The following is a 20,532-nucleotide window of genomic DNA, read 5'->3' as shown; positions in this document are numbered from 1 at the left end:
ACGAATTAATACAGACTGGACCGCTGCCGATGTCGAACGACGCTCATGCCTTGGCTATCGCGAATACCTCCCGCTTTTTGATCGTCGTCTTCTTGTATTTGATCTTGGTGGCTTCGCCGCCTCTAAGGTGTCGGATCGACTTGTGGTACTCCAGGATATGCTTGACCTGATCGGCCAGATCCGGATTGATCTCCGGCAGACGCTCGGTCAGATCCTTGTGCACCGTGCTCTTGGAGACGCCAAATTCCTTGGCGATCGTCCGAACCGTATTGCGCGTCTCCACGATGCTTCGGCCGATCTTGATGGTCCGTTCTTTGATGTAATCGTGCACGCTCCCGCCTCCCTGCTCTGATTGATTGGTACAGTATATGAGGGGGACGTTCACTTATTCTTTGTAACCAAGCCTGACAAGCCTATAAAGTCCGCAGATCGCGCGACTTGTGGGCCCAACGGCCTTATCCAGCGTCCTAATTCACGCAAAAAAAGACGAGCCAAAAGGCCCGCCCCGCTCATTATGCACGATATCCTGCAAACCGCTCAGCCCTTGAGCGGCAATGCCCGCGACACATAAACGCGCGGATTCTCGTTCAGATCGATCGCGTACGGAGACGGGACGCGGCCATTGGCTTCCCGCACGATGAGTACGACCGGCTTGTGCGCAGGTCTTCCCTCGGTATCCTGGACGATCGCAGTCTGCCCGCTGTTCAGTATCACGGCCAGCCCCGTGGGGAACAACGAGATACTTTTGAGAAAGGAACGGACGACGCCGATCCCGAATTCGTAATTGCCGGCTGCAAACATATACTCCATCGCCTCGTACGGGGGATAGGGGTCGCGATAGTGACGCGGGGAGAGGAGGGCGTCGAACACGTCGGCGATGCCCACGATCTGCGCCATGTCCGGGATCTTGTCCTGTCTGAGCCCATACGGATAGCCCGCCCCCCGGTAGCGCTCGTGATGCAGCAGCGCGCACTTGGCCGCCGAATCGGGAATCTCCCGCATGCCGCCCAGCACCCGATAGCCCAGCGTCGTATGCTGCTTGACCGCCTCCATCTCGGCATCGGTCAGCCTCCGCCTGGCCTGCAGCAGCTCAGGCGAGATGCGCGACATGCCGACGTCGAACAGCAGCGAGCCGACCGCCAGCTCGTACTGCTCGTTCGAATCCAGGCCGCTCTCCGCGCCGATCAGACCGGACATCAGCGACACCTGCAGCGCATGGTCGAACAGCGTCTGGTCGGTCTGACGCAGCACGCTGAGCTCCTCCGCCACCGCGCGCTCGCCGACCGCGCTCAGCAGCCTGTCCCGATAGCCCCGTCTGAAGGATGCGAGCTCGGCCGAGGAGAGCGCGAGCTTGCCATAGCTCTCGTCCGACTCGATGAACCGAATCAGACTGTGATGCGTCTCCTGCAGCTGTGCCGGATCGCTCCGCAGCAGATCGATCTCGGCTTGAGCCCGCACCTGCTCGTCGGGGCGGACCCGCATCCGGGAGGCCAGCAGCGCCTCGGCCGCCGCTCCCCGCTTGCCCAGCGCAACCGCCTGGAATCCCAGCAGCTGCAGTCTGTCTATGTATTGCGCCGTCAGCTCCGTACCCGCCTCCAGCATCACAAGGCCGTTTTTACCGTATATAGGCCTGTCCAACACATCCCCGGGGTGAAGTTCTCCCACAGACACGAGCCTCATCTGTCACGTTCCTCTCTCAATCTCTACCACGCTCTAGTATCATTATGGGTACTATCGTATCATAAGTCCTATGGATTAGTAAGCTATTTATTGTTAAAAATAAACAGAGTTGCCCTTGCGCTACGAGTAGCGCTCGGACAACTCCATCTTAGGAACTAGATTACTGTTGGTCTTCGATCAGGGACGACGGATCGACAGTCTGGCCGTTGCTCTTGACCTCGAAGTGTACGTGCACGCCTTCGTTCTTCTCCAGCTCGCTGACGCCCGCCGTGCCGAGCACGTCGCCCTGCTTGACGGCATCGCCCGTCTTGACCTTCATCTCGGACAGACTCTGGTAGACGGTGACCAGTCCGTTCGGATGCTTGACCTGCACCTCGTAGCCGTTCAGCGGCGTCTGCTCCGCAACCGTCACTTCGCCGCCCATCGCAGCTTTGACGTCAAAAGCCTTGCCGTCCTTGCTGGCGAGATCGATCGCGGTATGCGGCGTAAACGTGTTGCCCTGCTGCACCATCGCGGCGGCTTGCTCATCTTCGGTGCCGTTCTGGTTGTAGTACGGCAGCGACACCGTCATCGCGTCGCGGTTCGTCACCGGCCAGGCCAGCTTCTCGCCGCTGGCGGCGACCGGCAGCGCTTCCGGGTCGGCGGCGGTCTGACCGTCCGTATCCGTCTCTTGCGTGATGCCCGCAGTGGCCGCCTCGTCCTTTGGCTTGCCGCTCGTTCCCGAGCTGGCGTTCAGCCAGAGGATCGTTACGATGATTGCCGCTGCGGCCATGTACATGGCGGGGAATACCCACCGCTTGGCAAAAAACCTTCTCCATGCCGAGGACTTGGCCGACGAGCTGACGACACTTCTCGTACTGCTTGGTTCGATCTTGCCTGTTGGTTTGTTTGAATCATTCATTTTTTATCACCTCAGTAACAGAGTGTTGCCAGGTGATAGATTTTTAAACATGGTCATATGCAAGATTGCGGGATTTATAGCTTCGCAGTCTCCGAGCGGTCGGCCTGCATGGCCGTCAGGGGCTTCAATTGAATGCCGGAGTAGTAATGCAGCAAAATGTCCGCAGCCGTCGCGCCGGTCTTGGCCATCCCCTCCGCCCCCCACTGGCTCATGCCTACGCCGTGCCCGCTGCCGTACGTCGTGATGACGACCTTCCCCTTCTCGATCTTCCAATCGAAGGCGGCGGAGCGCAAGCCCAGCAAGCTACGAATCTCGCTGCCCGCCAGCTGCTTGCCGCCTACGGTGGCCGAGCGGACGCGGCGTCCGTCGGTCCAGGAGGCGATTACCGCCGCAGGCTGCTTGCCTACGCCCGTCAGCGCGGCGAGCGTGCGGACGCCCAGCTTGCGATAAAATTCGCTCAGCTTCATCTCTACCGTCTCCTTCGCGCGGGGCGAAGCCTCCTTGTCCCAGGGGCTTGCTACCGATACGAGATAGGGCAGGTCCGCGTCGAACACGTCCCTGGCGTTCTCGGTATACCCGTTGCTGCTGGCAAAATAGAGAGATTCGATCGGCACGCCGCCGTATACCATCACGATGCCGCGCGTCCGGCGGACGGCTTCGTCCACCGCCGCCCACGCCTTCGGTTGATTATCCTTGAGCTCGTCCATCTGCTCCCGCGAACGGTACACCTGATGCGTCACTGTATCCGTGACGTCTGCGCCGCGTACGGGCATGCCCGTGCGATCTTCATACCACAAGCGGCGAATCAAGTATGTTCGGGCGGCGATCGCCTGGGCTTCCAGTGCGGCCGGCTTGAAGTCGGTCGGCATCTCCGCCGCCACGACCCCCTTCACATAGTCCTCCAGCCTGACGCGCTCGATCCGCCGATCCTGCGCCAGGTATACCCGGACGGTCAGCGGGCTGTCCGCGCGGTCCGCCTGAAGCCCGCGCGCCGCCCCTTCGGCGGACAGCACGGTGCCGCCCGACCGGCTGTCCGCCTCACCGTCCGCCAGCTTGTCCGCCGCGGCCGTGCGCTCGTCCGCAGCAGACATGCCCGGACGGTCAGGCGCCGCAGCTTCGCCGTCTCGGGCATCCTTCGCCTGCCGGTCGGCCCGTCCGGCGGAATCCATGGCCGCCGGCAAGCCACTCCCCCCGGCGATCGCAGCTCCCAGCATGGCGGCGGCCGGATCCGGACGCTCCGCGTGCCGATCCGCCCATCTCCAGCTGGCCAGCAGCACACCGCAGCCGAATGCGACCGCAAGCAGCGTCGCGCTGAGCCTCCGGCGGCGGAAGCCGCCGCGGCCGATTCGCCCCAGCCGGACGCGGGGCCCGCCGCTGTCCAGCCCCTCCCATGCCGTGACACGATCGTCGATCCTTCCGTTCGCCCGCTTTGTCTCCCCTATCAGGCGATCTGTCTTTTTCCAGTCAACATGCTTTATTCCTCTCGTCATGCCATCCCCTTCTCCTCTCGTTGTCTCACTCGCTCGCTACTAATCTATGAGCGCGCGGACATCGATAGAACGATGGTTTGTGAGAGTCGGCGCCGCGACCGTCCGCCAGAGGCTGCTGCCGATATCTCCCCATCCGGGTGATATTAGAGCGTATTAGCAACTATAGCGCATGCGGCAGGGTCGGGATAAAAAAGCCCCCGCGCCTTAAGCCGAATGTTGAACTCGGTTTAAGGCGCGGAGGCTCAGGTACCTCTATAAGTGCTATTGCGGAGATCAGGCCAGAGTCGGCTGGACGCGCAGCATGCCTACACTCTCGGAGGCGACGCGCTCTTCGGCGGCGGCCTGTATGGAGCGGCGAACCGGGAGCGGCTCGGCCGGAACGGTCTGCGCTGCCGGGACGCTCGCCTGCGCGCTGCCTTCGGGCAGACGGACGATGTCCGCGCCGAGCGCGGCCAGCTTGCCGACGATGTCCATGTAGCCCCGATCGATATGGTGCGTACCGGTCACCTCTGTGACGCCGTCCGCGATGAGTCCGGCGCAGATCAGCGCCGCTCCAGCCCGCAGATCGGTCGCGCAGACCGGGGCGCCCGACAGCTTTTTGCCGCCGGAGATGACAGCGGTGCGGCCTTCGATCTTGATGTCGGCCCCCATCTTCGCCATCTCCTCGACATGCATGAAGCGGTTCTCGAACACGGTCTCCGTCACGATGCTCGTGCCTCCGCTCGCCAGCAGCAGCGCCATGAACTGCGCCTGCATGTCGGTCGGGAAGCCCGGGTACGGCAGCGTCTTGACGTCGACCGCCTTGAGCGGGCGGGTCGCAGTGACGCGAATGCCGGCATCGTCACAATCGACGCCGACGCCCATCTCCTCGAGCTTGGCGACGACAGGGCCGAGATGATCGCGGATCGCACCCTCGACGTACACGTCACCGCCGGATATGGCGGCTGCGATCATATACGTGCCGGCCTCGACCCGATCCGGTATGACCGTATGCCGGACGCCTCTGAGCCGCTCCACGCCCTCGATGCGAATGACGCCGGTGCCCGCTCCGCGGACTCTGGCTCCCATTGCATTCAGAAAGTTGGCGAGATCGACGATCTCAGGCTCCTTCGCCGCGTTCTCGATCGTCGTGACGCCGTTGGCCGTAGCCGCAGCCATCATGATATTCTCCGTAGCGCCTACGCTCGCCACATCCAGATAGATGCGGGCGCCGCGCAGACGGCCGTCGACCTTCGCCTCGACCGAGCCTTGCCCGAAGCCGATCTCTGCGCCCATCGCCTCGAAGCCCTTGAGGTGCTGGTCGATCGGACGCGTGCCGATCGCGCAGCCGCCCGGCAGCGAGATCTTGACCTTGCCCTCGCGGGCGAGCAGCGGTCCCATGACGAGGAACGACGCCCTCATCTTGCGGACCAGCTCATACGGCGCTTCATGGGAGATCAGCCGATGCGCGCGGAGCGTCACGCGGGAATCGTGCCGGAGCGCCTGAACGCCGAGCGCCGAGAGCACTTCAAGAATGTTATACACATCGTCCAAGGCAGGTACGTCATCGATGACGCATGAGCCTTCTTCCGCCAACAGGGCGGCGGCGAGGATCGGCAGGACGGAATTTTTGGCGCCGTGCACGCGGACAGTCCCATTCAGGGGACGGCCGCCGCGGACGATGATTTTGCTCATGGGTGGTTCCCTCCGCGGGTGTAGAATCATTTCCGATAACCGTAACTTACACCGATACCGGCTCGGAAAACCCAAATTCCATCATACCACCGTCCGTCGGCTCGGAACAAGCGGCATCTTTTTACAAATTGATGGCTTTCGTTCGTCACGCTTCGCCTTCCGGCGACGCGCTTCTGCTTTATTACCCATTGTGGTCATTTTGATTCGACGTTATGCGGAATAAGCAACCGCTACGCGGAATCGAACAGATGGCGAAGCGACGAAGCCCAGTTCCAGTAGTCGAGGACGAATCCTGCGAGCAGCCGGCCGATGATGATGGCCGCGATCAGCTGCGCCAGACGCGCCCGTGGACTTCTGGGATTGCGGAAAAACTGCTCCCACTTCACTTCTTGCAGTACAACCCAGGCTACGGCGATGAATCCGAGCGTAATAAAGATCGAAAACATGCTGTCCCAGCCCATCGAATAATAGATCGAATCCATCCGACGCGAACGCTCCTTTTGCGTATGCCGGCCGATCGGGCTTATCCGTCGTCCAGTATGCCGAACCGATAATAAGCGGATCGATCGGCGCGATCGGCCGTAATCCGGGCATAATAAGTGCCTGGGGCCAACTCCTGACGGACGCTGGCGGATGACTGCCCCGCTTTGCCTGACCAGTGCCCGATCGGCTTCAACGCCTTGCTGAAGATTTCCAGCCGGAAAGCCGAGCCTTCGGGAATGCCGGTCAGCGTCCAGGCATAGGTTCCGCCCTTCACCGCTTTAAATCTGTACCAATCCTCATCGTCTTTGTCGGAGATGAGGCCCTTGAGCGTGCCGACCGCGCCCTCGGTCAGGGCGGCCGCCGTCAGCGGACCGTCGTTCGGCTCGCCTATATCCGCATACGTAGTAATGTATTCCAACCTGACCGTATAGGTCCCTGTTACGGGTGGCGCATCATCGGCGGCTGCGTTGCGGACCCCTATGTAGTATTTGCCTGCCGACGCCTTCCTGAGGAACACGGTCTCGGACAGACCGCTGCCCTGCGCATCCGTCCACACGAGCGGCTGGCCCGCCCGCTGCAAGGCGACGGCGGCATCGATCCGCGTCGTGTCCGTCTCCACCGTCACCTTCAGATCGCCTGTCTGAGGCAGCTTGATCGCAGTCCAGTCTTCGTCCGCCTGACGATCGAACGTACCGGTCCACGTCTGCGTGCGGGGCTCGATCGCATACGCCGCCCGGCTGTTGCCGCCTGTCTCCGTCCGGTCGGGCAGCATCCGGAAGCCGGAGGTTAATCTGTATGCGCGCGGCGCAGACTTGGAGGAACCGTCCGCACGCAGGTAGTATTTGCCCTTGGCGAGCTTCCAAGTCGCCAGATCGCTCCGGCTCCCCGGCGATACCGCTACAGGTCGGGCAGCGCCGGCTTTGTACAGCGCCAATTCGACCGCGCCGGCGCCGGCGTCCGAAGAGGTCGTCTGCAGCCGGACCGAGAGGATCCCGTCGTAGCGCGTCTCTACCGCGTACCAGTCGGTATCCTTCGCCCCGCTCCAGGCGGCGTACACTTCTGTACCCGGCGGAAAAGGCGATGCCGAGCGCTGCGCGCCGTTCGGCTCCCGCCAGTCTGCCAGCGGCTTCGCCGCAACGGCCAGATCGGCTCGCACCATGCCGAAGCCGGTCGCGTCGTCCCGCCCTGCGGCGCCGATATCCTGCGCCGTCCGCCGCAGCGTCTCCCGCACGAGTGCGGGCTTCCAGTCCGGATGCGCCGCACGCAGCATCGCCGCCGCGACGGCGGCCTGCGGCGCCGCCATCGAGGTGCCCTCCATCGACAGGCGGCCGCCGCCCAGCGCAAGCGTCTCCACCTGCCACGACGCGGCCAGATCCGTCTCCGGGCCTCCGGTCGAATGCATCTGGCCTTGGCCGTCTTCGGCGCCAGATACTGCCAGCACGGTCGGATAGGCGGCAGGGTATTGCACCGCTGCCTTCTGTCCGAACTCGGCCGCGTCGTTGCCGGTGGCGGCCACGAGCAGCACCCCGCGCTGCTCGGCCAGCTCGATCGCCTCGCGCATGTCCGGCGCGTCTCTGCGCAACCCGAGCGACAACACGACGATGTCCGCGCCGTGCGCGATCGCATAGCGGATCCCGCTCGACAGATGCGTCTCGTCGCCTTCGCCATGCTCGTCGAGCGCCTTGACAGGCATCAGCTTCATCTTCCATACCGCCGTCCCCGACCCCTTGGCGGATTCCGCCGCAGCGGCGATGATGCCCGCTACGGCAGTGCCGTGGCCATTGTCGTCCTGGGGCGGCTGCGCGCGATCGAGGAGGTTGACCCCCTCCGTCAAATAAGGCGTCAGCGCCACGTTCTTCAGATCGACGCCTGTGTCCACGATCGCGATCGTGCCGGTCACATCCTCGCGAAGCAGCTTCCAGGCATCGGCGATGCCCGTCGTCTTGATGAACGCCGCATTCGCGAGTGTGGATATAGCGACCTTCGCTCCCGATGCCGCGACTCCGGCATCCTTGATCGGCATATCCGCAAGCTGGCTCCTCATCGGCGACGCCGGCGCGCCGCCTGCAATCTCCTGCCACTGCTGCCGGAGCGGCACGGCACCGGCCGCCCCGCTCTCTGCCGGCGGAACGCCGGGGATGCCGGACACCAGCGCGCTCGCGCCGATGAGCACCGCCCCGGCCGCGGCCCGGATCGCGCTTCGTTTAACATATTGTCCTGCCGCCATTCATGCCACGCCCTTGCCTGTCAGTAAGTGAAGCTATGAGTATATACCCACTATTTGGCGTTTCCCCAACACTTATCCGTCGTTCGTCGTATGTATAACGCTGCAGGGGGCGGGACATAAGGCCGAACAGATCTGTGACGCCGCGAATCCAGCCTAATATATATCGCTCATTCATTATTCATGCATGGAACACGGCTGACAAGTTAATGTTCCTTAATCAATCTCTCATTTTTGCCAAATTCTCTCGCGGCTTTACTCACCGCTCCGAAGCTTGCTCATCATCCTCCGATCGCCTTGCTCTATCACGGTGCGCACTCTATTTTAAGCATTTGTTAAGTATTCGTTTTTCGACATCTTTTTCCTTCTTCCGATATAAAAAGAGTACTAAGGTCATGGGCTGCCGGCATCATGTCGTAAAAAACCGGCCGAGGAGAGCTTCAGTCTCCTGGCCGGATCGGCGACAAGCTTAAACTATGCGGAAAGCGGATCGTTGCCGATGCCGAAGCTCAGCAAATATACGCTCCTATTGCCGTTCTGCGTGACGACAACCTTGAAGGTGGTGACGCCATTGCTGTTGAAGCTGTCAAGCGGCAGATTCCAGGTCCAACGCCCTTCCATTTCGGCTCTGTCGAGCGGCGTCGCATCGTCGTTCATGGCATAGACATGCATATCTCCGGCCGACTGCAAGGCGCTCAAATCAACTTTGGCAGGCAGCGCCTCAGAGCTGCCCGACCAGAAGTATAGCCCTGGTCTCTCGTCGTGGCCATAAGGATACCGGAATTCTCCCGAGACCCAGCCATATCCGGAATTTTCAAACTTGGCCATAAAATCCGGCATATCCGCCGCATACACGCTCACTTTTCTGGCAAAGTGATTGCCGGCCGCATCGGACAGCTGGTAATTGCCCCAGGACATCTGGCCGGTGAAGTTCCAGGTCAACTGATTGCCGCCTCCCTGCCCAGCCTTCGGATAAATATTGACCTTCTGCTCGGACGCGCCCGAGAACCAGGAGATCGGCACCGTCGCATAGTATTGTCCGTCCCACTTGATTGCCTGGACGCGGTCAGCGTCCTTGTCGGCCGTCGCGTTCGCGACCAGCATTGAGTTCCAATTGTATGCGTTGAATTCGTACTGTGCCGCGACGCTGTTATCCATATTGGACTTCACGTAGACAGTCAGCTTGTTCGGACCGCTGTCGAGATACCAGTCATGAGCTTCGCCGTCCAGCTCCCCGCCGTCTACCGCGAATTCCAGGTGATACCCCGCCGCCGTACCGAAGTTCATTCGCAGCCATTCCCCGTCTTCAAGCTCGAGCGCGTCCGAGTTCCAACTATCCCCGCTGCCTGAAGTCCAGATCATCGGCACTTCTCCGTCAATTGTGGCATCGGAGGTCAGCAGCCGCACCACACGGACGCGATAGACGCTCTCGCTGTAGGCACCGTCCGTCGAAGTGACGTTTAAGACATAGTTCCCTTCGTCGTCCGGCATGATCGTGTTGGTGTCGTCGTCCCACTGCCAAGCCGAGCCGTTGACCGTGAGGTCAACATGCGCCTGTCCGTCGGCGACTGCATGCACGGTCATAGCCGGAGCCGGTCCGGGTTCAAACGGCAGCGTCAAGATGAATTCATCCTCATTCGCGTTCATCGGCAGCTGATGGCCGCCGACGCTGAGACTATTGATCCGCGCCCTGGGAGCGGTGCCGGGGCTGCCTCCGCCTCCCGCTTGTTTGTTGATCTCAAGCGTATATTCAGTCTCGATCGTACCCGTCGGATCCGTCACCTTGATCGTGACCGGGTTGGACCCTTCGTGCAGCATCGACAAATTGAATCGGCCCTCGGCAATCTCATAGGGACGTTCGTTCATATACAGAACATCGACGCGGCTGTACGGCGAATAGGCGGCCACTTGCAGGAATATGCCGTCGACGTCCTCAGCCACATCGGCCTGGAGGTAGCGTCCTTCGCCTTCCAGCGGAATGCCGGATTCAAACGAATCGTCCGTCGTCAGCATCAGCTTGCTCCCGTCCAGACCGGCTTCGGGCGCATCTGCCATATGGGACGGATCGCCGACGAATACAATCCACTCCCTGACAAAGTACTCGTCGCTTTCCGGCTGCATGGGGGAATGCGATTTGTATCTGGCTTTAATATCGTGATAGCCCGGCGACAGTGTCAATACTCCGCTTGCATACTGGCCGTTGTCGTCTATTTGTACCGCATCGTCAATGCCGTCGATAGCGGCATCTACAAATTCGTACATTTTTTCTATCCAGTCAGGCGCCAGCGTCATGCTCCAGTGCATAACCGCCGCGCCTTGATCCGCCGGCAGGATTGCGTATTCCCGCTTTACCTGGCCTTCTTCCGTTGCTGTCTCGATTCCTTCCGCCTTCATCCAGGCGACAGGCAAGCCCGCAATATCTGCGGTTACCCTGGCAACGCCATTGTCCCGAGGTATGAAGTGGACGTAGAGATCGTATACATGCTTCGTGGAACCGTCGGCCTCCGTGACCGTCAGCTTCAGGTGGTGCAATCCGTCCGACACGCCATTCATGTCAAACTCATAGTATCCTTCTTCTTTGTATCGATTAATTGCGAGCGGAGCAGCGGAATCTGCTTCTTCGAGCGCTGCGTCGGAGACCAGCGTCTTGTCAAAGTTCATATCCATCCGCAGATAGCGGAATGTGCTGTAGATGTACCCCTGGTATACCGGCGCCTCATCCGTACCGGTATTCGCCCAGCCCGCATCGACCGCAAAATCCCCGCCGTTAAGCGTCTCCCAAAGAGAAAGGCCGTATATGGACGCCGGCCCATTGCCGATGGTTACTTTATATACACCGATCTCCTCTTCCTCGTCTACGGGATAGAGTACAAGCGTGTACATATTGTAGCCCGACAGGCTGCCCTCGATGGCTTGCGATTCATCCTCGGACGCTGTCCATGACGCGACCGGATCGCTGGCGGTCATAGCAAATTCAGACCCGGCATACAGCTCCGCTTCGGCATACACCGCAGGATCCAGGGACAATGTCATCGCCGGACTGGACTGTGTCACCGGAAGCGCGACATAGTAGTAATCCCGGCTGAACTTGCTGTTTTTCTTGACCCCGACGTCGCCGATGCTCCAGGCATGGACACCCCGGGGCAGCAACGACTCCTCGGGATCGAGGGTATGCTCAATATGAATCCAGTGCCTGAATCGGTGATCTCCCGCATCGCGCACGACGATCTCAATGTTGTCGCCTTGCGCCAGATCGAAGCTATACTGGCCTTCAACATCCGGGGAGAGCTCTGTCCGGGCCTCTCCTTCTTCACCGCTGTTGACGACGAATACCGCATCAACCGTGGACTCCGGGTCGGCAAGCGCCGCGGAGAAAGACAGTTCGGCGCTTCTGCCGTGCGTCGCAACATTATAAAATCCGAATTCGCCCATGCTCGTCGGATAGAACGATTGTCCGTCATTCACGAACGCCATATCGTCGAGATTCAGGCTGAGCGATGCAGGCCCCGCCGTCTCCTCCTCGGATGGCAGCCAGACATCAATGATCGTATCCGGCGCAGCATGGCCGGCGATATCCTTCATTTTCACCGTCAACCGATTCCAGCCCTGGTCAAGCGCACCCGCGCCGACGTAGAACGACCCCATCTCGACGCCGTAGCCCTCATCCCCGGCGACGACCTCCAGATCGGACGCGACGCTATCGGGCACAAGATAGACAGTGAAGCCGGTGCTCGAATCCGGCACAATCAAAGTAAAGTGATGTGTATCGATCCGGCTGGCAGTCAAGGAGCCATGTTCTCTGTCCATATTCACGAACATATTCGCCAGCGCCGGCAGGCTGCCGCCCACCTTGATGTCCAGCTTGTAATACACTGCACCGCCGTTTACATCGTAGACATGAAGCATGAAAACATTGTCGCCGGCCTCCAGCGGGCCGAATTCGATATTCATCGTACTGCCGCCGTCATAGCTGGCCAGCGTCTCCTCTGAACCCTCGCGCCTGAGCGAGGCCTCCGTTATCGATTCGTCGAACGAGATCGCGGAGACAAGCGTGACCGATTCATCCGGCAACTCGGTGTAGAGGACAGCATCGTACATATAATCCTCGTTCACATGCCAGACGACATCCGCATCGTCGCTCCGTACGTCCGTCCAGGCCGTTGTGCCGTGGACAAGAGACAAATTCTCGGACGGGCGAACAACCTTAATCAAATAGGTGCCGGTAGATTGGTCTTCGGCCGTGACCGTGACGGTCAACTCGTTGTCGCCTACGTGAAGCGCATGGTCGCCGTCTCCTGCAACCGTTGCAGCCTGAGCGTTCGCCGTCGCCGTGATATGAATGCTGTCCACCGCGCCAGGCACCGTCACCGTATAGCTATGATTGACCGGACTAAATTCAGGCTCCAGCGTACCTGGGCTCACGAGCAAGCTCGACAGCGTCGCGTCCGAGGACAGCGGCTCGTGCCGCGTGACGGTGAGCTTGTATACGAGCACAGTCACGCCGTCCTGCGCAGTTACGGTCACCGGAATCACATTTTCTCCCACATTTAATGCATGTGGGCCGGCGCCCGCGATCTGCGCATACTGAGAGCTTGCAGTTGCATTTACGACCAATCCGTCCGTTGAATACGGTACGGCAAGCGTATAGCTACGCTCCACCGGATTGAACACGGGCACAAGCGTCTGACCCGGAACCTCAAGACTGCTCAGCGTCGCGTCCTGAGAAGCCGCATGGCGCGTGACGGAGATCGTGTAGGACTTGGCCAAGCCGCTCTGGGACGCCACATCCACACTGACGGTATTCGTACCGACAACCAGGGAGATCGGCTGATCGGCGGATTGACCGTTAATCGTCACCGACGAGGTCGGCACCTCGACAGTCGCCGTCACGGTCAGCTGCGTCGTCTCATAAGGCACATAAGCCGTATAAGTCGCAACCCCGCTCGCGAATTTAGGGCTGAGCGTGCCGTCGGACAGTGTCAATGCGCTCAGGTTCGCGTTGGCATTGGCCGAACGGGTCACCTTGATGATATAGGTCTTGGAGCTCTTGCCTTCCTCTGTGGCCACGACCGTGATCGTCGTCGCGACGCCTACGCCCAGCTCGATCCGGGGCGACATGTCGCCGCTCGGGACGACGGTGCCATTGACCGTGATCGTGCGCGCCGTTCCCGTCGTATTCGCACCCAGCACCTTGACGGTGAGACTGGATACATCGTTCGGCGCCGTTACTGCATCGTACAGGTAGGTGCTGCCGTTGAAGGAAAATCCATTCACCGCGCCGCTAAGCGATATTTCCGTCAGATCCGCAGTCGCCGCCTGCGTGTACTCCGCGCTGCCCACGGCGCTGTTCGGATAGCCCGCACGGGTCGCGATGGCCTTGAACATGCCGGCGGACCCGATCGTCGGCTTGCTGCTCGCCGAATATTCCTTGGTTGCGCCGGTGACCGAAGTCGCCGGATCGCTGCCGTCCGTCGTGTAGTAGATATGCTCCGCGCCCTCGGACGAGATGGTGACCGGCGTGCCGAACGCTACTGCGCCGGACGGCGGATTGAACACAGGCGTAGGAAGTGCCGCATTCTCGCGCGTGACCGTGACGGTGTACTGCTTTTTCGTACCGTCCTGCGCCGTGACTTCGATCGTAATCGTGTTCGCCCCGGCGTTCAGCGCGATCGGGCCGCTCATGCTGCCGTTCGGAACTGTGGAGCCGTTCACCTTGACAGTCGCTTCGCTATGAGCGGCCGTCGGCTTGACCTGTATGCTGCCGGTCGCGTTGCCGACATTCGCCGTATACGACGTCGCTCCGTTCGCGACCACCGTCGGGCTGATGGCGCCTGCCCACAGCTCCAATCCAGCGAGGTTCGCGTTCGCCGAAGGAAGCTTGACGATTTTCAACAGGAAGTCCTTCTGCGTACCGTCGGCGGCCTTCACCCTGAACGGTACGTTCAGATTAACAATCGTGTACGGGATCGTCGCTTCCGAAGCGTATTCGCCCGTACCGAGCAGCACCTTCGCCGCCGCATTCAGCGTCGCGATCCGGAGCTTCAGCGTGGCGGTGTCCGCAGGGACGCTCACCGTCCACGTGCCGCTCGCGGTCTGGCTCACCGCATACTGAGCCGCATCGTCCGCACTGCGCGCCTCGACGCTCTTGACCGCCGTCTCGCTCGACATCGCGCGCTGGGCGATCAGCGTATAGGACTTGACCACGCCGTCGATCGTCGCCTTGATCACAATCGTATTGGTCTCGCTGTTAAGCGGGATCACGTATTTCCACGACGTTTGCCCCGGCTGCACGACGAGCGCCGCGAGGAATACCGGCAACGGCATGACGCTCTGGCCGTTGACCGAGATGTCGAGCTCGGGCCCTGTCGCAGGCACGGTCAAGGTCAAGCTGTCCGAACCGCTCGGAATCTGCAGCGGCTGGGCGGAGCCGCCCGCATTGAAGTCGATGTTGATCCCGTCATTGCCGGGGAATACGACGCTGACGCTGTTCAGCAATTGCCTTGTGATCGTCAACGTATAGGTCTTCTGCGCACCGCTCTGCGCCCTGACGGTCACGTCGACGACGTTGTCCCCATACGCCAGGCTGACCGTCCGCTTGCCGCCGGACACGCTCTGCCCGTTGATCGTGAACGCAGCGCGGCTGTCCTGCACGCTCGCCGCGACGTCGATGCTCGTCTTGTCGCTGGTCACGCTCACGCTATAAGCGGTTACGCCCGCATCGAATGCCGGGCTCAATGTACCGACGGATACGGTCAGCGTCCCCAGATTCGCGTTGGACGAGAGATTCGCGCTCGGCACAGGCTCCGTCGCACCCGGTGAGCTGCCCTGATTATTGCGGGTCTTGTCCTGCTGATATTGTTGTTTTTGCTGCTCGTTCAGCTTTTTGAGCAATTCGGCTTCGGCTCTTGCCCTCGCCTCTTCAAGCGCCTTCTTGTTGGCTTCCTCCAACGCGCGCTTGGCATCCTCGACCTTTTTGATCTGCTCCGCCAGCTTGTCCGACAGGTCCTTTTTCTTGGCGGCTTCCTGCATTTCTTTTTTCTTCGCAGCTTCTTCTTCGAGCTGCTTCGCTTTTTCCTGCTTGGCTTTATCCTTTTCGCTCAGCTGGGGCAGCTGGTCTTTGCCCAGCTCAAACTTCGTCTTTTCCTGTTTTTCGATCTCTTTGATTTTCGTTTCATCGATTTTTTTCTGTTGGATCGCTTGCTGCGCAATGACATTCAGCAATGCCAGCGTATTCTGCATAAACTGTTCGAGCTGCTGCTGCAGCTCCGGCGGCATCCCGGTCTCCCTGAATTTGTCCGTCATTTGCTTGTTTTCTTCGTCGATCTTTTCTTTGCTGCGCAGCATCGCCTCGATGACTTCGGGCGGCGCATGCTTGATGATATCCTCGATATCGACGATGATGGTCCGCTCGCCGGGATCTGCATTCGCACCCGGGTCGAGCGAGATCTGCTGCGTCGGGTACAGATCGACCGTCTTGCGGCCGGCTGCCGGTGAGCCGCCTGCATCCGAGGACCCGCTCGCACTGCCGCTTGACGTCTTCTCGACATGGTCGGACGTCAAGCGCACGACACCCGACAAGACCGCCGTCGTCGTCCCGCCCGTAGCCGGATTCACGCTCGCGTAGAACGCCGTCCCCCGCACGCCCATGATCGCCGTCGGCGTCTCGAGCCGGAAGTCGTCATCCTTGCTCTTGATCGACTTCACGTCCACCCAAGCCGTGCCTTTGAGCATGCTCACCTTGGTGACCGTGCCCTTCTTGTCCGACAGCTTGGAGAACGTCAGCGTCGCATTCTCCCCCACCGTGAACTTGTCGTCCTCGCTCGTTCCGTTCGAGAACTGCAGCACCGCAGAGCCCTCGCTCCCCGTGACGAGTTTGTCCCCCTGGTTCAGGCTCAGCTTCGCGAACGCCTTGAACTGCTTCGAGCCCCCCGACTTCTGCACCTGCACGTCGCCGCTCAGACTCTTGATGATCGCAATTCGCGACGAACCGGCCGCATGCGCTTCCTTCCCGAACACCGCCGACACCGGCAGCAGCACGAGCAGGGCCGACAGCAGGTACATGCCCAACCTTCGATACATTAGCTTCACTCCTGTTTATAATGAACTGAATAACAGTATGTACTTCGAATCTATGAAGCTAGCTGGCAACGCAAGCAATCTATGGAACAGACTTCTTGATTATATCTTAAAAAGGGCTCTTTTTGTCGATTGACAAACGATTACTCGAAAAAATAGGACTAAAAAAATAAGAAACTCTCCCTAGCCGCAAACGCGACTACGAGAGAGTCTCCATCCTCATCAAGCAACTTAAGTCTCAGGGTGCCGCGTACCGGATCAGCAGATCGCAGGACGAGGCGCGTTCTTCAAAATAAACCGTGGCATGGACAGCCAGCTCATCGCTCTCCGGCGGCAGCTGCAGCGCATACAGCCCGTCGGAGTTCGGCTCGTACGGCACGCCCCCCACCGTGAGCTCGGCTTCGGCGCCGGCCGGCAGATTCAACCCGATCCAGACGTTGTCGGGATAGTTGTCGATGCTCGCAACATACATGTCTGTCTCTTCATCGTATTGGAACATGACGCTCGATCCCCAACCGCTGTAAATCAGCCTCGGATAGACGGGAGCACCGCGATAGATGGTCAGGTCGTACTGCAGCCAGCTGCCAGCCTCATCCCTGATCTCGAGGACATACTCGCTTCTGCCCATCGGCAGCGATCTGGCGTAGCTGTCCGTCCCGATGACGCCTCCCGGCCCCATTCTGACCAACACGATCCCTTCGCCGCGCGACCACTGCACCTGTATGTGATCCTGGTCTTCAGCGACCGTCATATGAAAACGGTTCTGTCCGTCGTACACCCACGATACAGGCTGTGCCGGGCCGCCCTCCCCCGCAGTGTGCGTATTCCATGACGCCAGCCCGGGCGGCGTGAGCCGCTCGCCCCGGACGCCGTAGAAAAAACGAATCTCCCGACTCGCATATCTGCCGTATGCATCCGTCGCCTCGATCCGCAATATCTGGGATCCCGGCTCGGGGCTGAACGGATGCACAAAAGCGTATCTTATAGAATCGTAAGACGCTCGAACCCCATTGACCCAAACCTCGGAGCCCCGATCGGGACCGTCCACGACCAGGTTGAAGCCCAGCTGCCCCGCGGAGGCGTCCAGCTCGCCCTGAAGTCCTCCCGCGTAGTCCCACAGCTCCAAGCTTGTGGGCTGCGAGGCCTCGATGTAGCCGATGCGGGCCGTCAGCTCCAGCGTCAAACCCGAACTCACATCGAGCGTATATGCGAGCGGCGGGCCGCTGCCGGAGACAGGGCTGACGACGACGAATCCATAGTTCATTGTGTCGACCGACATCGGCAGCAGGTACACACCGGAGCCCTCGGGCGACTCTTGCGCCGGCTTGAAGGCATCGTATCCGCCATAGTAGACCGCGTCGACCTTCATGCCGACGCCGGGCACGGGCTTCACCTTGACCTTCACCGTATCGTCAGGCATCGCGACGCGATATACGCTCTGCTGCGACGCATCTCTGATGAACTCCCGCGGCGCAGCCGACGCCTGGGGAGGATCCTGCACCGGCGTTCCCTTCAGACCGGTCAACGCATAGCCATCCGGCACGCCGTCGCCTCTCCATATATACACGACGCCTTCTCTGGCATTCTCCTCATGACCTTGGTAGAACAAACTGATATCCGCCTTGTTCCAGCCGGGAGCCAGCGGTACCGGGTACTTGCCCTCTCCGTTCGGCTGTACCGGGGTCCGCGTCGCGGGACTGCCCGGATTGCCGGGATCACTCGGCTTGTAGTACCATACGCCCGATTTCAAGCCTTGCTCGAAGGTCTCGCTCCTCAGCAGCAGCGTATCGTCGCTTGTGCGGACCGAAGCGGTGTACGTGTTGTTGCCGACCGGCACAAGATGAACCTCCGCCTGACCGTCGGTCCGCAGATTGGCGGCCCATTGCTGCCGTCCGATCACGATATAATTGACTTCGTAAAAAATCGTGCCGCCACCCTCGGTCATTGAGTATTGGAGACGAATGTTGTTAACGATGTCCTTCAGTGCGAAGCTGCCGTGCAGCGTGCCGTTCGGCTCCTGCTCGATCTCCTCGCCGTCATAGACCAGCTGCGCATCCGTGACGACGGCCGGGTCGACAACGAACGTGATGTCCAGCATGCGGTTGCTGTCGTCTACGAAAACCCCGTAGCTCTTGCTTCGATAGGCGCCATCCGCAAAGCTGCCCAGCAAATACGGCTCGACCGGCTGTTCGCCCCAGACGATGGCGGAGGAGGACAGCCCCTTCAGTTCAAAGTCGAACGGCTTGACGTAAATCGCGACCGTCGCGGGCGCCGATGCGACGCCTCCGGCGATTGCCCTGAACTCGAAGCTGTCCACGCCCGAGAACTCCTCTTCCGGCGTATAGGTGAAGGCGGCGGAGCCGGCGACGCTCAACGCGACAAAGCCGTGCTCGCCGTTCCTCACAATCTCGTAGGTTACGGCGCCGCTGCCGCCGTAGCTGCTCAGCGTACCTGCGACCGGCGTCTGATAGTCCGTCTCCACGTAAGCGGCCATCGCGACCGGCGTTGTGGTCGGTGCCGATGTAGGCGTGGCGGTCGGTGCAGTGGTCGGTGTTGCTGTTGGTGTTGCTGTTGGTGTCGCTGTCGGTGTTGCTGTCGGTGTTGCTGTTGGTGTTGCTGTCGGTGTTGCTGTTGGTGTAGGTTCGTTGCCCGCATAAGGTGTCGGTGTCGGCGCCCGGCCTCCGGCGTTGGCGGCCTTGTCCTTGCCGTACTGCTGCCGCTGCATGTCGGTCATCCCGCTCAGCAGCGCAGCTTCCGCCTTGGCCGACGACTCCGCCGCCGCTTTGCGGTTCGCTTCGACTTGCGCCAGCTTCGCCGTCTCGATCGCCTGCAGCTGTCCCGCCAGCCGCTCTTGCAGCTCCTGCTTTTTGGCCGTGTCGGCCGCCGCTTTTTGCTTGGCAACGGCGGCTTCCTTTTCCCTCGCCAGCCGTTGCTGCTCCCGCTCCGTCTCCGTCAGCGCGAGCTGGTCCTTCGTCAGATCGAACGAAGCGTTCTCCTGCCGTTCAATGAGACGTAGACCCGCCAGATCGATCTTGCGCTGGTCGATCGCCTGCTTCGCAATGACGCCCAGCATCTCCCGAGTGTGACGGATGAACGCGTCCAGCGTCCCATTCAGCGCATCCGGCTTGCCGTTCGCCAGGAATCGCGCCGTCATTTCCTCATTTTCCTGATCGATTTTCCCTTTGCTGCGCAGCAGCGCCTCGATAATCTCGGGCGGCGCGCCACGCACAATCTCTTCGATGTCAATGAGCCGAAGCTGGCCGTGCAGGTCGTTCGTATCGTCCCCTGGCTGAGCGGCGAGCTGCCGGGCCGGATACAGATCGATCGTCCGTCCGGGCCGTACCTCCGAGCCCGCGCGTCCAGCCGACGCCGGCATATCCTGCTGCGCCCCGCCGACCCACGTATAGCGCACGATCCCTGACAGCACCGCCGTCGTCGTCCCGCCTGTAGCCGGATTCACGCTCGCGTAGAACGCCGTCCCCCGCACGCCCATGACCGCCGTCGGCGTCTCGAGCCGGAAGTCGTCGTCCTTGCTCTTGATCGACTTCACATCCACCCAAGCCGTGCCCTTGAGCATGCTCACCTTGGTGACCGTACCCTTCTTGTCCGACAGCTTGGAGAACGTCAGTGTCGCATTTTCCCCCACCGTCAACTTGTCGTCCTCGCTCGTGCCGTTCGAGAACTGCAGCACCGCAGAGCCCTCGCTCCCCGTGACGAGCTTGTCCCCCTGGTTCAGGCTCAGCTTCGCGAACGCCTTGAACTGCTTCGAGCCCCCCGACTTCTGCACCTGCACGTCGCCGCTCAGACTCTTGATGATCGCAATCCGCGACGAACCGGCCGCATGCGCTTCCTTCCCGAACGCCGCCGATACCGGCAGCAGCACGAGCAGAGCTGCCAGCAGGGCAAGACCAAATTTGCGAACCATGTCCCCACACCCTTTGCTATGTTAACGAGACGCCCGAATCATTTTTACTTAAAGATCCATGCCGCAAGACCAATTGTAG

9 protein-coding genes are annotated in these 20,532 nt (G+C 60.7%); all 9 read right to left on the bottom strand.

The features are described 5' to 3' along the window. Positions 1 to 43: 43 nt before the first annotated feature. Entirely contained in the window at positions 44 to 331 is a 288-nt protein-coding gene (gene spoIIID / locus VQ071_RS07260) for a sporulation transcriptional regulator SpoIIID (RefSeq protein WP_340513235.1), read from the bottom strand. 206 nt (positions 332 to 537) lie between these two features. Then, complete coding sequence (locus VQ071_RS07255) at positions 538 to 1,680, bottom strand: HD-GYP domain-containing protein (protein WP_340513234.1); 1,143 nt, start codon at positions 1,678 to 1,680, stop codon at positions 538 to 540. A 160-nt stretch (positions 1,681 to 1,840) separates the two neighbouring features. After that, positions 1,841 to 2,581: a M23 family metallopeptidase gene (locus VQ071_RS07250; protein WP_340513233.1), complete on the bottom strand. Its 741-nt coding sequence runs from the start codon at positions 2,579 to 2,581 to the stop codon at positions 1,841 to 1,843. Between the two features lie 74 nt (positions 2,582 to 2,655). After that, a complete protein-coding gene (gene spoIID, locus VQ071_RS07245) occupies positions 2,656 to 4,071 on the bottom strand; it encodes a stage II sporulation protein D (protein WP_340513232.1) in 1,416 nt (471 codons plus the stop codon). A 273-nt stretch (positions 4,072 to 4,344) separates the two neighbouring features. After that, positions 4,345 to 5,745 carry a UDP-N-acetylglucosamine 1-carboxyvinyltransferase gene (gene murA / locus VQ071_RS07240; protein ID WP_340513230.1) on the bottom strand — a complete coding sequence of 467 codons (1,401 nt, stop codon included), beginning with the start codon at positions 5,743 to 5,745 and terminating at the stop codon, positions 4,345 to 4,347. A 230-nt stretch (positions 5,746 to 5,975) separates the two neighbouring features. After that, complete coding sequence (locus tag VQ071_RS07235; protein ID WP_340513229.1) at positions 5,976 to 6,227, bottom strand: DUF1146 domain-containing protein; 252 nt, start codon at positions 6,225 to 6,227, stop codon at positions 5,976 to 5,978. Between the two features lie 41 nt (positions 6,228 to 6,268). Next, a complete protein-coding gene (locus tag VQ071_RS07230) occupies positions 6,269 to 8,455 on the bottom strand; it encodes a S8 family serine peptidase (protein ID WP_340513228.1) in 2,187 nt (728 codons plus the stop codon). Positions 8,456 to 8,926: 471 nt separating this feature from the next. Next, a complete protein-coding gene (locus VQ071_RS07225) occupies positions 8,927 to 16,531 on the bottom strand; it encodes a cadherin-like beta sandwich domain-containing protein (RefSeq protein WP_340513227.1) in 7,605 nt (2,534 codons plus the stop codon). Positions 16,532 to 16,766: 235 nt separating this feature from the next. Continuing rightward, the gene (locus VQ071_RS07220; protein ID WP_340513226.1) at positions 16,767 to 20,453 is read right to left on the bottom strand and encodes a FecR domain-containing protein; all 3,687 of its coding nucleotides are present in this window, start codon (positions 20,451 to 20,453) and stop codon (positions 16,767 to 16,769) included. Between the last annotated feature and the right edge of the window lie 79 nt (positions 20,454 to 20,532).

This window comes from Cohnella sp. 56 (assembly GCF_037963805.1).
Taxonomy (GTDB): Bacteria; Bacillota; Bacilli; order Paenibacillales; family Paenibacillaceae; genus Cohnella.
The sequence above is the reverse complement of the archived record's forward strand: the minus strand, read 5'-3'. Positions and strand labels throughout refer to the sequence as shown.

What these genes read in the sequence shown, in the direction of transcription:
- VQ071_RS07250 (WP_340513233.1), bottom strand. Translation starts at nt 2,581, where the DNA reads ATGAATGATTCAAACAAACCAACAGGCAAGATCGAACCAAGCAGTACG.
- VQ071_RS07225 (WP_340513227.1), bottom strand. Translation starts at nt 16,531, where the DNA reads ATGTATCGAAGGTTGGGCATGTACCTGCTGTCGGCCCTGCTCGTGCTG.
- spoIID (WP_340513232.1), bottom strand. Translation starts at nt 4,071, where the DNA reads ATGACGAGAGGAATAAAGCATGTTGACTGGAAAAAGACAGATCGCCTG.
- VQ071_RS07235 (WP_340513229.1), bottom strand. Translation starts at nt 6,227, where the DNA reads ATGGATTCGATCTATTATTCGATGGGCTGGGACAGCATGTTTTCGATC.
- VQ071_RS07220 (WP_340513226.1), bottom strand. Translation starts at nt 20,453, where the DNA reads ATGGTTCGCAAATTTGGTCTTGCCCTGCTGGCAGCTCTGCTCGTGCTG.
- VQ071_RS07230 (WP_340513228.1), bottom strand. Translation starts at nt 8,455, where the DNA reads ATGGCGGCAGGACAATATGTTAAACGAAGCGCGATCCGGGCCGCGGCC.
- murA (WP_340513230.1), bottom strand. Translation starts at nt 5,745, where the DNA reads ATGAGCAAAATCATCGTCCGCGGCGGCCGTCCCCTGAATGGGACTGTC.
- VQ071_RS07255 (WP_340513234.1), bottom strand. Translation starts at nt 1,680, where the DNA reads ATGAGGCTCGTGTCTGTGGGAGAACTTCACCCCGGGGATGTGTTGGAC.